Here is a 13,906-nt window from a genome sequence, read left to right on the forward strand (position 1 = left end):
CGTAAACCCGACGCTGAAAAACTCTCTGCCTACGAGTGCGGCTTCGAAGCCTATTCGGATACGCGCATGAAATTCGACGTGCGCTATTACCTCGTGGCCATTCTGTTCATCGTGTTCGATTTGGAAATCGCCTTCTTGTTCCCGTGGGCCGTGGCACTCGATGCCGTCGGCATGGTGGGCCTGGCGGCGATGGGTGTGTTCCTGCTGATCCTGGTGGTGGGCTTCGTGTACGAGTGGAAGAAGGGAGCGTTGGAATGGGATTGACGGCTCCTACGGCGGAAACGCCGGATGCCGCGGTAACCCAACGCGGCTTCATGACGACCACGGTCGACTCGCTGGTCAACTGGGCCCGCACCGGTTCGATGTGGCCGATGACTTTCGGTCTCGCTTGCTGTGCCGTCGAAATGATGCACGCGGGCGCGGCTCGTTACGATCTCGATCGTTTCGGCGTGGTGTTCCGCCCGAGCCCGCGTCAGTCGGACGTGATGATCGTGGCCGGCACCCTGGTGAACAAAATGGCGCCGGCGCTGCGCAAGGTCTATGACCAGATGCCCGAGCCGCGCTGGGTGATTTCGATGGGCTCCTGCGCCAATGGCGGCGGCTATTACCACTACTCGTACGCGGTAGTGCGCGGCTGCGACCGGATCGTGCCGGTCGATGTGTACGTGCCCGGCTGCCCGCCGAGTGCCGAAGCTTTGCTGTACGGCATCCTGCAATTGCAGAACAAGATCCGCCGCACCAGCACGATTGCGCGATGAACGCGCATCGTATTCATGCTCGTTGATTCGAGCCTAGGTTTAGCGAGAACCGGATGAGTTCACGTACCGAGACATTAGCCTCGCGACTGACGGCGCGCTTTGCTCAAGAGCTGCGGCCGTTGCCGGCGTTGCCCAACGAAGTTGCGTTCGAAGTCGATGCGGCGAATCTGCTCGCCGTTACCAAAGAACTGCGCGACAACCCCGAGCTGGGTTTCGAGCAGCTGGTCGATCTGGCCGGCGTGGACTATCTCGAGTACGGCCGCGAGGAGTGGAACACACTCGCGTCGACTAACACTGGTTTCAGCCGCGGCGTGAATCGCATCGACGATAGTGCGATCGAGCCTAAGAAAGCGCGCTTCGCAGTGACTTATCAACTGCTCTCGGTTGCCAACAACTGGCGCCTGCGTCTGCGTAGCTTCACTACGGAAGGCGAGCCGCCGGTGATCGATTCCGTGGTCGACATCTGGGCCAGTGCCAACTGGTTCGAGCGTGAAGCTTTCGACATGTACGGCATCATGTTCCGCAATCATCCAGACTTGCGCCGCATCCTCACCGACTATGGCTTCATCGGCCATCCGTTCCGCAAGGACTTCCCGCTGATCGGCAACGTCGAGGTGAAGTACGACACCGCCAAGGGCCGCGTCGTGTATCAGCCGGTGAGCATCGAGCCACGCACGCTCGTGCCGCGCGTCATCCGCGAAGACAATCGTTACGACCAGGTGCTGAAGGAAGTCCCCGTCGGCGCCGAGATTCAGAAGTAACCATGGCCGATATTCATAATTTCACGCTGAACTTCGGCCCGCAGCATCCGGCCGCGCACGGCGTTTTGCGCCTGGTGCTGGAGATGGAAGGCGAGGTCATTCAAAAGGCCGACCCGCACATCGGACTGTTGCATCGGGGCACCGAGAAGCTGGCCGAGTCCAAGCCGTTCAATCAATCCATCGGCTACATGGATCGTCTCGACTACGTGTCGATGATGTGCAACGAGCACGCGTACGTGATGGCCATCGAGAAGCTGCTCGGCGTCAAAGTGCCGGAGCGCGCTCAATACATCCGCGTGATGTTCGATGAGATCACTCGCATCCTGAATCATTTGATGTGGCTCGGCGCGCACGGTCTGGATATCGGTGCGATGACGGTGTTCTTGTATGCGTTCCGTGAGCGCGAAGACCTGATGGACTGCTACGAAGCAGTGTCGGGCACGCGCATGCACGCGACTTACTATCGTCCGGGCGGCGTGTATCGGGACCTGCCGGACTCGATGCCGAAGTATCAGCCCTCGAAGTGGCGTTCGCAGGCCGACGTGGATCGTCTCAACGAACGTCGTCGCGGCAGCATGCTCGACTTCATCGATGACTTCTGTGCGCGCTTCCCGGCCAACGTCGACGAGTACGAAACGCTGCTCACCGACAACCGCATTTGGAAACAACGCACCGTGAACATCGGCGTCGTGACGCCTGAGCGTGCTCTGCAGCTTGGCTTCACCGGTCCGATGATTCGTGGCTCGGGCATCGAATGGGATCTGCGTAAGAAGCAGCCGTACGAAGTGTACGACCGCATGGACTTCGACATTCCGGTGGGCGTGAACGGCGACTGTTACGACCGCTATCTGGTGCGTATCGAAGAGATGCGTCAGTCCAACCGCATCGTCAAACAGTGCGTCGACTGGCTGCGCGCCAATCCCGGCCCGGTGATGCTCAACGATCACAAGATCTCGGCGCCCAAGCGCGAAGAGATGAAAGGCGACATGGAATCGCTGATTCATCACTTCAAGCTGTTCACCGAAGGCTACTGCGTGCCTGCCGGCGAGACTTACGCCGCGGTGGAAGCGCCCAAGGGCGAGTTTGGTATTTATCTGGTGTCCGACGGTGCCAACAAACCGTATCGCTTGAAGTGCCGCGCGCCGGGCTTCCCGCATCTGGCTTCGCTGGAAGAGATGGTGAAGGGCCACTTGCTGGCGGACGTGGTCGCCGTGATCGGCACGCAGGACATCGTATTCGGGGAAATCGACCGGTGAGCGACTCTCACGACCATAGCCACTCTGGTGGCCACTCCAACGGCGACTACAAAGGCGTGCTCTCCGAGCATGCTCGCCACGAGATCGATCACTGGCTGACCAAGTTTCCGCCGGATCGTAAGCGCTCGGCGGTAATCGCCGCGCTGCGTGCGGTTCAGCACGACATTGGTGGCTATCTCACCAAAGAATCGATGGACGCAGTCGCCGAATACATCGGCCTGCCGCCCATCCAGGTGTACGAAGTCGCTACGTTCTATTCGATGTTCGAGACCAAGCCGGTCGGCCGTCACAGCATCTCCGTGTGCACCAACATCTCCTGCATGTTGTGCGGCGGTGAAGACATGCTGTCGCACGTCGAGAAGCGTCTCGGCATCAAAGTGGGCGAGAGCACGCCCGATGGCCGCTTCTTCCTCAAGAAGGAAGAAGAGTGCCTGGCCGCGTGTAACAACGCGCCGATGATGATGGTCGACCACGTGTACTTCGAGAATCTCACCCCCGAGAAGATCGACGAGATTCTGGATCGGCACAAGTAACCAACGGTCGCGATACACATAGCCATCGCCAACCATGACTGACGAATCAAACAAACTGCTGTTGGGCAAGTACGCGAGCAACTTCGTGTGCTTCGCGACGCTCGGTATGGAACAACCGTCGTCGCTCGAAACCTATCGGAAGACCGGCGGCTACGAAGTGTGGGAGAAGATCCTGCGCGAGAAGACGCCGAAGGAAGAAATCATCGAACAGGTGAAAGCTTCCGGTCTGCGTGGCCGCGGCGGCGCCGGCTTCCCGACGGGTATGAAGTGGAGCTTCATGCCGCGTAATTCGGCGGGCCAGAAGTACGTCGTTTGTAACTCGGACGAGAGCGAGCCAGGCACCTGCCACGATCGCGACATCCTGCGTTACAACCCGCACGCGCTGATCGAAGGCATGGCCATCGGCGGCTACTGCATGGGCGCCACCGTTGGTTACAACTACATCCGCGGCGAGTTCCTCGATGAACCCGTGCCGCGTTTCGAAGAAGCGTTGAAAGAAGCTTACGCTGCCGGTTTGCTCGGCAAGAACCTGCTGGGCTCGGGCGCGGATTTCGATCTATATGCGTTCGTCGGTGCTGGCGCGTACATCTGCGGCGAAGAAACCGCGTTGCTGGAATCGTTGGAAGGCAAGCAAGGCCGTCCGCGTTTCAAACCGCCGTTCCCCGCGAACTTCGGTCTGTACGGCAAGCCGACCACGATCAACAACACGCAGAGCTATGCGTCGGTACCGACCATTCTGCGCAAGGGCCCGAAGTGGTTCACCGATCTGGGCGTGCCGAACGCCGGCGGCACCATGATCTTCTCGATCTCCGGCCACGTGAACAAGCCACAGAACATCGAGCTGCCGCTGGGCATTCCGTTCAAGGATCTGATCGAGATCTGCGGCGGCATTCGCGGTGGTCGTAAGTTGAAAGCGGTGATCCCTGGCGGTGTGTCGGTCCCGGTTGTGCCCGGCGACGTGATGATGACCGCGACCATGGACTACGACGGCGTGAAGAAAGCCGGTTCGAGTCTCGGCACCGGTTCGATGATCGTGATGGACGAGACCACCTGCATGGTGAAGGCGCTCGAGCGCATCTCGCGTTTCTATTACGCCGAGTCGTGCGGTCAGTGCACGCCGTGCCGCGAAGGCACCGGTTGGATGAATCGGCTGCTGAAGCGAGTGCTGGCCGGGCAGGGCAAGAAGTCCGATCTGGATATGTTGGTGGACGTGGCCAACAAGATCGAAGGCCACACCATTTGCGCCTTCGGCGATGCCGCGGCGTGGCCGGTGCAGAGCTTCATGAAGCACTTCCGCCACGAATTCGAATACATGATCGAGCACGGCCACAGCATCGTGGAACGCGATCGCAACCACACCGCTGACAAGACTGCTGCTTAAGAGACCCGATACATGAGTGACGAGGTCAACATTGAAGTCAACGGCGTGCCTATGAAGGCGCGCAAGGGTCAGATGGTGATCCAGGTGACGGACGCGAACGACGTGTACGTGCCGCGTTTCTGTTACCACGAGAAGTTGCCGATCGCCGCCAACTGCCGCATGTGCCTGGTGGAAGTGGAGAAGGCGCCGAAGCCGATGCCGGCGTGCGCGACTCCAGTCGCCGAAGGCATGAAGGTTTTCACCAAGTCGCCCAAAGCCATTGCCGCCCAGCGCGCGGTGATGGAGTTCCTGCTGATCAATCATCCGCTCGACTGCCCGATCTGCGATCAGGGCGGCGAATGTGAGTTGCAGGATCTGGCGATGGGTTTCGGTCGCGACATTTCTCGCTACAGCGAGCGCAAGCGCGTCGTCAAAGACAAGAATCTCGGCCCGCTCGTGTCCACCGACATGACCCGCTGCATTCACTGCACTCGCTGCGTGCGTTTCACGCAAGACGTGCAGGGCTTCCAGGAATTGGGCACCGTGGGCCGCGGCGAAATGACCGAGATCGGCACGTTCATCGAAAAGAGCGTCGATCACGAGTTGTCGGCCAACATCATCGATCTGTGTCCGGTCGGCGCGTTGAACAACAAGCCGTACCGTTATCGCGCGCGTGCTTGGGAAATGACCCAGCATCCGTTGATCTCTCCGCACGATTCCGTGGGCACCAACATCTTCGCGCACGTGCTGCGTGGTCGCGTGATGCGCATCGTGCCGCGTGCCAACGAAGACGTGAACGAGACTTGGATCGCCGACCGCGATCGTTTCAGCTATCAAGGCATCTACAGCGAAGATCGCCTGTTGAAGCCTTCTATCCGTGAAAACGGCGTGCTCCAAGAGACCGATTGGGAAACGGCGCTGCAGAAGGTCGCCGAGAAACTCGGCCGCATCGCTAAACAGCATGGCGGCAATCAGATCGGCGCGATTGCGTCGCCGAACTCGACGTTGGAAGAGCTGTTCCTGTTGTCGCGTGTCGCGCGTGGCCTCGGCAGTCAGAATCTGGATCATCGTCTGCGTCGCACCGATTTCCGTGACGAAGCGAGCGATCCGTTGTTCCCGTCGCTCGGCGTGTCCATCAAGGACCTCGAGTCGGCGAACAGCGTGCTGGTGATCGGCTCGAACATCCGTAAGGAAGTACCGCTGCTGGCGCATCGTCTTCGCAAGGCGGCGTTGAAGGGCGGTAAGGTGTCGTTCATCAACGCAGAGCGTTACGACTACCTGTTCCCGGTCGCGGGCTACCTCGCGTCGAACGGCATCGGCTCGTTCGATCATCTGGTGGCTGTCGCCGCGGCTGCTATCAGCGCGAGCGGCAAGAGCGCACCGGCGTCGATTGCTTCGCTGGTCGGTCAAGCGCAGCCGAACGACTCTCACAAAGCCATTGCTCAGCAGCTGAGCGAAGGCGAGCGTCGTGTGATTCTCTTGGGCGCGATTGCTCAGCGCGATCCGGCGTTCGCCGATCTGCGTCTGGTGGCAACGGCGCTCGCCGAAGTCACTGGCGCGACGCTTGGCTACTTGCCTGAAGGCGGCAACGCCGTCGGCGCACACCTGGTGGGCTTCCTGCCGAGCCGTTCGGTCGGTGGTCAGAATGTTTCTTCGCCGGGCTTGAACGCCGCCGACATGTTCGCGGCCAAGCTCAAGGCTTACATCGTGTTCGGTGCCATCGAGCCGAAGCTCGACATTGCCGCTGAGAACGTCAGCGCTGCATTGGAAGGCGCGGAGTTCGTGGTCGCATTGTCGCCGTACTCGACTGCCGCTCAGTTCGCCGATGTGGTGTTGCCGATCGGCACATTCGCCGAAACGGCGGGCACGTATGTGAATCTCGAAGGCCGCTGGCAGACCGTGCCTGGCGCAGCGTCGCCGGTGGGCGAGTCGCGACCGGGTTGGAAGGTGCTGCGCGTGTTGGGCAACCTGCTCAATCTGCCTGGCTTCGAATACACCGCGCCCGATCAGGTCACCGCGGACATTCGCACAGCTGTCGCTGATGCCGGTGCGTTCACCGCGAAGGCTACGACGCGCACGCTGCAAGCCAAATCGGCCGGTGCTCCGGCGGTGCGTGACGTGCCGATCTATCAGGTCGATGCGATGGTGCGTCGTTCCTCGGCGCTACAGAACACGCGTGAAGGTCGCGAAACCCTGAAAGGAAAAGACGCGTGAGCGGCGTTCCTGAGTTTGTAAACACACTGCTGCCGTTCCTGCCGGAATGGATTCGCGCCGTGGTTTTCTACGGCGTGGTGGCGTTGATCCTGTTCATCAGCGTGATTCTGACCATGGCGTTCCTGACGCTCGCCGAGCGTCGCGTGATCGGCTCGATCCAGGCGCGTATCGGTCCGAACCGCGTCGGCCCCGGCGGCTTGTTGCAGCCGTTCGCCGACGTGTTGAAGCTGATGCTGAAGGAAATCGTCATTCCTTCGTCGTCGAACAAGTTCCTGTTCATCATCGCGCCGTTGCTGGCGGTGATTCCGGCGCTGGCGGCTTGGGCCGTGGTGCCACTGTGGCCGGGCTTTACGGTCGCCGACATCAATGCCGGCTTGTTATATCTGTTGGCGCTGAGCTCGGCTGGCGTGTACGGCGTGATCCTGGCGGGTTGGGCGACCAACTCGAAGTACGCGTTCTTGGGTGCCATGCGTGCGGCTGCGCAGATGGTCGCCTATGAAATCGCCATGGGCTTCGCGCTGGTCGGTGTGGTGATGGCGGCGGGTTCGTTGAACCTCGGCGACATCATCGACAAGCAGGCGGGCGGTTACTTCAGCTACTTCTTCTGGTGGATGATTCCGCTGTTCGTGGTCTATTTCATCTCGGGCGTGGCCGAAACCAACCGCGCGCCGTTCGACGTGGTGGAAGGCGAATCGGAAATCGTCGCCGGTTTCCACGTCGAGTACTCGGGCATGGCGTTCGCCGTGTTCTTCGTCGCCGAGTACGTGAACATGATCCTGATTTCGGCGCTGACCGCGATCTTCTTCTTCGGTGGCTGGTTGTCGCCGTTCGAAGGTTATCCGCTGCCAGCCTTCCTGACCGCGCCGGGCTTCCACTGGTTGTTCCTGAAGCTGTCGTTCTTCCTGTTCTGTTACCTGTGGTTCCGTGCCACGTTCCCGCGGTATCGCTACGACCAGATCATGCGTCTGGGTTGGAAAGTGTTCATCCCGGTGACGTTGGTGTGGCTGGCGGTGTTGGGCGTGTTCTTCGCCTACGACATCGGGCCCTGGTCCAAGTAAGGCGCTAGCAAGAGATAGCCATGAAAACGCCTGCGAGTTTTTTCAAGACGTTCTTCCTGAGCGAGCTATTGGTCGGTCTGTACGTCACCATGCGCCAGTTCGTCGCGCGTCCCAACATCACGGTGCAATACCCGGAAGAGAAGACGCCGCAATCGCCTCGTTATCGCGGCCTGCATGCGCAGCGTCGTTATGCCAACGGCACCGAGCGCTGCATCGCCTGCAAGCTGTGCGAAGCGGTGTGCCCGGCGCTGGCGATCACCATCGAGTCCGACGTCGCCGCTGACGGCACTCGCCGCACCACGCGCTACGACATCGACCTGTTCAAGTGCATCTTCTGCGGCTTCTGCGAAGAGGCTTGCCCAGTGGATGCCATCGTCGAAACGCGCATCCATGAGTACCACATGGAAAACGCCGGCGAGAACATCATGACCAAGGACAAGCTGCTGGCCATCGGCGATCGCTACGAAGCCATGATCGCGGCCGACAAAGCTGCCGACGCGAGATACCGCTAGTCATGTCCATTACTGAAATCCTGTTCTACGCGTTCTCCGGTGTGCTGCTGGTTTCGGCCATCGGCGTCATCACCGCTCGCAACCCGGTGCATGCGGCGTTGTTCCTGGTGTTCTCGTTCTTCAACAGCGCCATCCTGTGGATGCTGCTGGAAGCGGAGTTCCTGGCCATCGTGCTGGTGCTGGTCTACGTCGGCGCCGTGATGGTGTTGTTCCTGTTCGTGGTGATGATGCTCGACATCAACGTTGCGCAGGTTCGCGAAGGCTTCACGCGCTATGCGCCGCTGGGCATTCTGATCGCACTGATCGTGGTCGCCGAAATCGGCAGCGTGGTGTACGTGAAGAGCCTCGGCACCGAAGTCACGCCGGTGGCTCAAGTGGCGGTGGAAGAGGGCTATAGCAACACCGCCGCACTCGGCGAGCTGCTGTACACCAAATATCTGTATCCGTTCGAACTGGCGGCAGTGATCCTGCTGCTGGCCATCGTGGCCGCCATCGTGCTGACCATGCGTCGTCGCACCGGCCTGAAACAACAGGACGTGTCGGCGCAGGTGTCGGTGCGTGCTCGTGACCGCGTCCGTGTGGTGAAGATGCCTCCTGTGATCGACGGCGGGGAGAAGCAGTCATGATTTCCCTCAACTTCGTCTTGATGCTGGCCGGCATCCTGTTCGCACTGGCCGTGGCCGGCATCTTCCTGAACCGGAAGAACGTAATTCTGCTGCTGATGTGCATCGAGTTGATGCTGCTGGCAGTGAACTTCAACTTCGTCGCGTTCGCTCGCCAGCTCGGCGATCTGGGCGGGCAGGTGTTCGTGTTTTTCATTCTTACGGTCGCGGCCGCCGAGTCCGCCATCGGTCTCGCCATCCTGGTGGTGTTGTTCCGCGAGCGTAAGAGCATCAACGTCGAACAGCTCGACACGATGAAAGGCTAGGCCCCGGATCAATAAGAAATGATCTCGCAATCCGTACTCCTGACCATCGTTCTCGCTCCGCTGTTCGCGGCCATCCTCGCCGGCCTTGCCGGTAAGGTCATCGGTCGTGCCGGTGCGCATACCGTGACCATCGCCGGCGTGGGTATCGCGTTCGGCTTGTCGGCCTATGTGCTGAAGCTGCTGGTGCTGGACGGCGCCCCGGCCGTGAATCAAACCGTCTACACCTGGCTGGTGAGTGACGGCATCCGCATGGAAGTCGGCTTCCTGGTCGATAACCTCAGCGCCATGATGATGACGGTGGTGACCTTCGTGTCGCTGTGCGTGCACGTCTACACCATCGGCTACATGAAGGAAGACCCGGGCTATCAACGGTTCTTCGCCTACATCTCCTTGTTCACGTTCTCCATGCTCATGCTGGTGATGTCGAACAACTTCCTGCAGCTGTTCTTCGGCTGGGAAGCGGTGGGTGTGGTGTCGTACCTACTGATCGGCTTCTGGTACACGCGCCCGTCGGCGATCTTCGCCAACATGAAAGCGTTCCTGGTGAACCGCGTCGGCGACTTTGGCTTCGTGCTGGGTATCGCGGGTGTCGCGTACTACACCGGCTCGCTGGACTACGCGACCGTGTTCAACGCGCGTGACGCCATCGTCGCCAACACCATGGAAATCCTCCCGGGCGTGGAGTGGCAGGCGATCACGGTCGTTTGTATCTGCTTGTTCATCGGCGCCATGGGCAAGTCGGCGCAGGTGCCGCTGCACGTGTGGTTGCCGGACTCGATGGAAGGTCCGACGCCGATCTCGGCACTGATCCACGCCGCGACCATGGTGACCGCGGGTATCTTCATGGTGGCGCGTATGTCGCCGCTGTTCGAACTGTCTGAGACGGCGCTGTCGACGGTGCTGGTCATCGGTGCGACCACTGCGTTCTTCATGGGCTTGCTCGGCCTGGTGAACAACGACATCAAGCGAGTGGTTGCGTACTCGACGCTTTCGCAGCTCGGCTACATGACTGTGGCGCTCGGTGTGTCCGCTTACGCCGGCGCGCTGTTCCACTTGATGACGCATGCCTTCTTCAAGGCGCTGCTGTTCTTGGCGGCCGGCTCGGTGATCATCGGCATGCACCACGAGCAGGACATGCGAAAGATGGGCGGCCTGAAGAAGTACATGCCTATCACGTATTGGACGTCAGCCATCGGCACGTTGGCGCTGATCGGCTTCCCTGGCACGTCCGGCTTCTTCTCCAAGGACGCGTTGATCGAAGCAGTGCATGCCTCGACCATTCCGGGCGCGACCTACGCGTACTGGTGCGTGTTCCTCGGCGTGTTCATCACGGCGTTCTATAGCTTCCGGTTGGTGTTCATGACGTTCCATGGACCGGAGCGTTTCCGTGAGGTGTCGCATGACGGTGCTGCGCACGGCACTCATGACGATCACGCCGCTCCGGCTGCGGCCGTCGCCCATGCCGGTCATGGCCACGACGATCATCATGCCGCTGCTGGTCACGGCCACGACGATCATGGAAACACTGCTGCTGCTCATGGCACGGGTCATGACGATCACGCCAAGGCAGGGCATGACGATCATGCGCACGGCCATCACGGCCCGGTCGAGCCGCACGAGAGCCCGTGGGTTGTCACGTTGCCTCTGATCCTGTTGGCCATTCCGTCGCTGTTCATCGGCGCCGTGACCATCGGCCCGATGCTGTTCGGCGATTACTTCAACGGCGTGTTGTTCGTCAGCGAAGAACACAACGTGCTCGGCCATATCGGCGAAGAGTGGCACGGTCCGCTGCTGTTCATCGTGCACGCGATGAAGCAGCCGCCGGTGTACCTGGCATTCGCTGGTTGGGCACTGGCCTGGTTCCTGTACGTGAAGCGTCCGGATCTGCCTGCCGTGATCGCCAGCAAGTTCTCGGTGCTGTACCAGCTGTTCGCCAAGAAGTTCTATTTCGACGAGATCTACCAGGCCGTGTTCGCGAAGGGCAGTGTGGTCCTCGGCACCGCGCTATGGCGAGTGGGCGACGTGGCGATCATCGATGGCGCCGCGGTCAACGGTTCGGCGCGCGCGGTCGGCTGGTTGTCAGGAGTCCTGCGCCGCCTTCAGTCCGGCTATCTGTATCACTACGCGTTCGCGATGATCATCGGATTGTCGGTGCTGCTGGCGTGGTATGTGCTGCGGTAATACAAAGTAAGAACCAGATATGTCGACGATTACCTGGCCCATTCTCAGCGTTTTGATGTGGCTGCCGATTGCCGGCGGTGTAGCCATGATTCTGCTCGGCGACAAAGCCATCGGGCTCGGTCGCTGGGTGGCGCTCATCACCACTGCGGTGACCTTCGGCATTTCGACCTTGCTGTGGTCGGGGTTCGATACCACCACGGCCGCGATGCAGTTCGTCGAAGAGCGCAACTGGATCCCGCTGTTCAATTCGTACTACGCGCTCGGCGTGGACGGCTTTGCGATGCCGCTGATCGTGTTGACGACGTTCATCACGCCGCTGGTGGTGATCGCCGGTTGGACCGTGATCGAGAAGAAGCCGGCGCAGTACTACGCCGCGTTTTTGATCCTCGAAGGTTTGATGATCGGCGTGTTCGCCTCGCTCGATGCGTTGCTGTTCTACGTGCTGTGGGAAGCGATGCTGATCCCGATGTTCATCATCATCGGTATCTGGGGCGGACCGCGCCGCGTGTACGCGACCATCAAGTTCTTCCTGTACACGTTCCTCGGCTCGGTGTTCATGCTGGTGTCGCTGATCTACATGTACCTGCAGACCTGCGATGCAGGGCAGTGCAGTTACGCCATCGCCGACTTCCAGCGCCTGCCGTTGGGCTTGAACGAACAGCTGTTCATCTTCGTCGCGTTCCTCGCAGCGTTCGCAGTGAAGGTGCCGATGTGGCCGGTTCACACCTGGTTGCCGGACGCGCACGTGGAAGCGCCCACCGGCGGTTCGGTGATCCTGGCGGCCATCATGTTGAAGATGGGCGGCTACGGCTTCCTGCGCTTCTCTTTGCCGATTACGCCGGACGCCAGCGACACGCTCGACTGGTTGGTGATTTCGCTGTCGCTGATCGGGGTGGTGTACATCGGCTTCGTCGCGCTGGTTCAGCAGGACATGAAGAAGCTGATCGCGTATTCATCGATCGCGCATATGGGCTTCGTCACGCTCGGCTCGTTCCTGACGTTCGAGTTGATGCGCGTGAATTCCGGTGACACGACTGGCGCAGCGATGGGCATCGATGGAGCGATGGTGCAGATGATTTCGCACGGTCTGATTTCCGGCGCGATGTTCTTCTGCGTCGGCGTGCTGTACGACCGCGTTCATAGTCGCGAGATCAGCGCGTACGGCGGCGTCGTCAACACCATGCCCATCTTCGCGGCGTTCATGGTGTTGTTCGCGATGGCCAATTCCGGCTTGCCCGCGACCTCCGGCTTCGTCGGCGAGTTCCTGGTGATTCTCGCCAGCTTCCGCGCTGACTTCTGGTACGCATTCCTGGCCGGTCTGACGCTGATCCTGGGCGCCGCTTACACCTTGTGGCTGGTCAAGCGCGTCGTGTTCGGTCCTGTGGCCAATCATCACGTCGCCGAACTGACGGACGTGAATGGCCGTGAGCTGCTGGTGCTCGGCGTACTGGCGGTGGCCGTGCTCGGCTTGGGATTGTGGCCGGCTCCGCTGTTGGACGTGATGCGTCCGACGGTCGAGAACCTGGTGCAGCAGATCACCGTGTCCAAGCTCTGAACTCACACACATCGAATTTGAGCTGAGTGATGGAAGCAGTAGTAACAAACTTTGGTATGCAGGCCGCGGCGGCGGAAATTTTCCTGCTGACAGCGATCTGCGTGATCCTGCTGATCGATGTGTTCCTCAGCGACAGCAAGCGCTGGGTCACTTATGCACTGACGTTGCTGACCTTGGCCGGCAGCGCCTTCGTCACCGTCAACTATGCGGTGGACAGCCGCGTGGTCGCGTTCGACGGCATGTTCGTCGCCGATCCCATGGGCGACGTGCTCAAGCTGTTCTCGTACGGCACGGTCGCTGTTTCGTTGCTGTACTCACGCGAGTACTTGCAGCGTCACGGGTTGTTCCGCGGCGAGTACTTCGTCCTGGCGCTGTTGGCGTTGCTCGGCGTGATGGTGATGGTGTCGGCCGGCAGCTTGTTGACCGTGTACCTGGGCGTCGAGCTGTTGTCGCTGTCGCTGTACGCGCTGGTGGCGTTCGATCGCGATTCCGGCGTCGCTGCCGAGTCTGCGATGAAGTACTTCGTGCTCGGTGCGATTGCCTCGGGCACGCTACTGTACGGCTTCTCGATTCTGTACGGCTTGACCGGCACGCTGCAGCTGGACGAGCTGGCGATTGGCGTTCGCGAAGTCGGTCCGTCCAACATCGGACTGATCTTCGGTCTGGCGTTCGTGATCGTCGGCATCGCCTTCAAATTCGGCGCGGTACCGTTCCACATGTGGGTGCCCGACGTTTATCACGGCGCACCGACGCCGGTGACTTTGTTCATCGGCTCCGCTCCGAAGATCGC

The 13,906-nt window shown here is 60.5% G+C and carries 14 protein-coding genes; all 14 read left to right on the forward strand.

Annotation, left to right across the window (positions count from 1 at the left end; translation table 11 throughout):
- On the forward strand, positions 1 to 264 hold a 264-nt coding region (gene ndhC, locus JNL55_RS05410; protein WP_293850377.1), incomplete at its 5' end, for an NADH-quinone oxidoreductase subunit A.
- Positions 255 to 758 (forward strand): NuoB/complex I 20 kDa subunit family protein, encoded by a 504-nt coding sequence (locus tag JNL55_RS05415; protein WP_203167283.1) that lies wholly within the window; start codon positions 255 to 257, stop codon positions 756 to 758. The genes ndhC and JNL55_RS05415, both read left to right, overlap by 10 nt.
- 53 nt (positions 759 to 811) lie before the next feature.
- On the forward strand, positions 812 to 1,519 hold the full coding sequence (locus tag JNL55_RS05420; protein WP_293850383.1) for an NADH-quinone oxidoreductase subunit C: 708 nt from the start codon (positions 812 to 814) through the stop codon (positions 1,517 to 1,519).
- Positions 1,520 to 1,521: 2 nt separating this feature from the next.
- Positions 1,522 to 2,775 carry an NADH-quinone oxidoreductase subunit D gene (locus tag JNL55_RS05425; protein ID WP_293850386.1) on the forward strand — a complete coding sequence of 418 codons (1,254 nt, stop codon included), beginning with the start codon at positions 1,522 to 1,524 and terminating at the stop codon, positions 2,773 to 2,775.
- Positions 2,772 to 3,308, forward strand: a complete 537-nt coding sequence (gene nuoE, locus JNL55_RS05430; RefSeq protein WP_293850389.1) for an NADH-quinone oxidoreductase subunit NuoE — start codon at positions 2,772 to 2,774, stop codon at positions 3,306 to 3,308. Before JNL55_RS05425 ends, nuoE begins: the two co-directional genes overlap by 4 nt.
- A 34-nt stretch (positions 3,309 to 3,342) precedes the next feature.
- On the forward strand, positions 3,343 to 4,689 hold the full coding sequence (nuoF, locus tag JNL55_RS05435) for an NADH-quinone oxidoreductase subunit NuoF (RefSeq protein WP_293850392.1): 1,347 nt from the start codon (positions 3,343 to 3,345) through the stop codon (positions 4,687 to 4,689).
- A 12-nt stretch (positions 4,690 to 4,701) separates the two neighbouring features.
- Positions 4,702 to 6,882: an NADH-quinone oxidoreductase subunit NuoG gene (gene nuoG, locus JNL55_RS05440; protein WP_293850394.1), complete on the forward strand. Its 2,181-nt coding sequence runs from the start codon at positions 4,702 to 4,704 to the stop codon at positions 6,880 to 6,882.
- 38 nt (positions 6,883 to 6,920) lie between these two features.
- Complete coding sequence (gene nuoH / locus JNL55_RS05445; RefSeq protein WP_415923013.1) at positions 6,921 to 7,940, forward strand: NADH-quinone oxidoreductase subunit NuoH; 1,020 nt, start codon at positions 6,921 to 6,923, stop codon at positions 7,938 to 7,940.
- Positions 7,941 to 7,960: 20 nt separating this feature from the next.
- Entirely contained in the window at positions 7,961 to 8,452 is a 492-nt protein-coding gene (gene nuoI, locus JNL55_RS05450; protein ID WP_293850400.1) for an NADH-quinone oxidoreductase subunit NuoI, read from the forward strand.
- A gap of 2 nt (positions 8,453 to 8,454) precedes the next feature.
- Positions 8,455 to 9,078 (forward strand): NADH-quinone oxidoreductase subunit J, encoded by a 624-nt coding sequence (locus tag JNL55_RS05455; RefSeq protein ID WP_293850402.1) that lies wholly within the window; start codon positions 8,455 to 8,457, stop codon positions 9,076 to 9,078.
- Complete coding sequence (gene nuoK / locus JNL55_RS05460) at positions 9,075 to 9,380, forward strand: NADH-quinone oxidoreductase subunit NuoK (RefSeq protein WP_293850404.1); 306 nt, start codon at positions 9,075 to 9,077, stop codon at positions 9,378 to 9,380. The genes JNL55_RS05455 and nuoK overlap by 4 nt, the downstream gene beginning before the upstream one ends.
- An 18-nt stretch (positions 9,381 to 9,398) precedes the next feature.
- A complete protein-coding gene (nuoL, locus tag JNL55_RS05465) occupies positions 9,399 to 11,561 on the forward strand; it encodes an NADH-quinone oxidoreductase subunit L (RefSeq protein ID WP_293850406.1) in 2,163 nt (720 codons plus the stop codon).
- 19 nt (positions 11,562 to 11,580) lie between these two features.
- Positions 11,581 to 13,116 (forward strand): NADH-quinone oxidoreductase subunit M, encoded by a 1,536-nt coding sequence (locus tag JNL55_RS05470; RefSeq protein WP_293850408.1) that lies wholly within the window; start codon positions 11,581 to 11,583, stop codon positions 13,114 to 13,116.
- Positions 13,117 to 13,145: 29 nt separating this feature from the next.
- On the forward strand, positions 13,146 to 13,906 hold a 761-nt coding region (locus JNL55_RS05475), incomplete at its 3' end, for an NADH-quinone oxidoreductase subunit N (RefSeq protein ID WP_293850410.1).

Origin of the sequence: Steroidobacter sp., from assembly GCF_016790065.1 — a bacterium.
Classification (GTDB): domain Bacteria; phylum Pseudomonadota; class Gammaproteobacteria; order Steroidobacterales; family Steroidobacteraceae; genus Steroidobacter.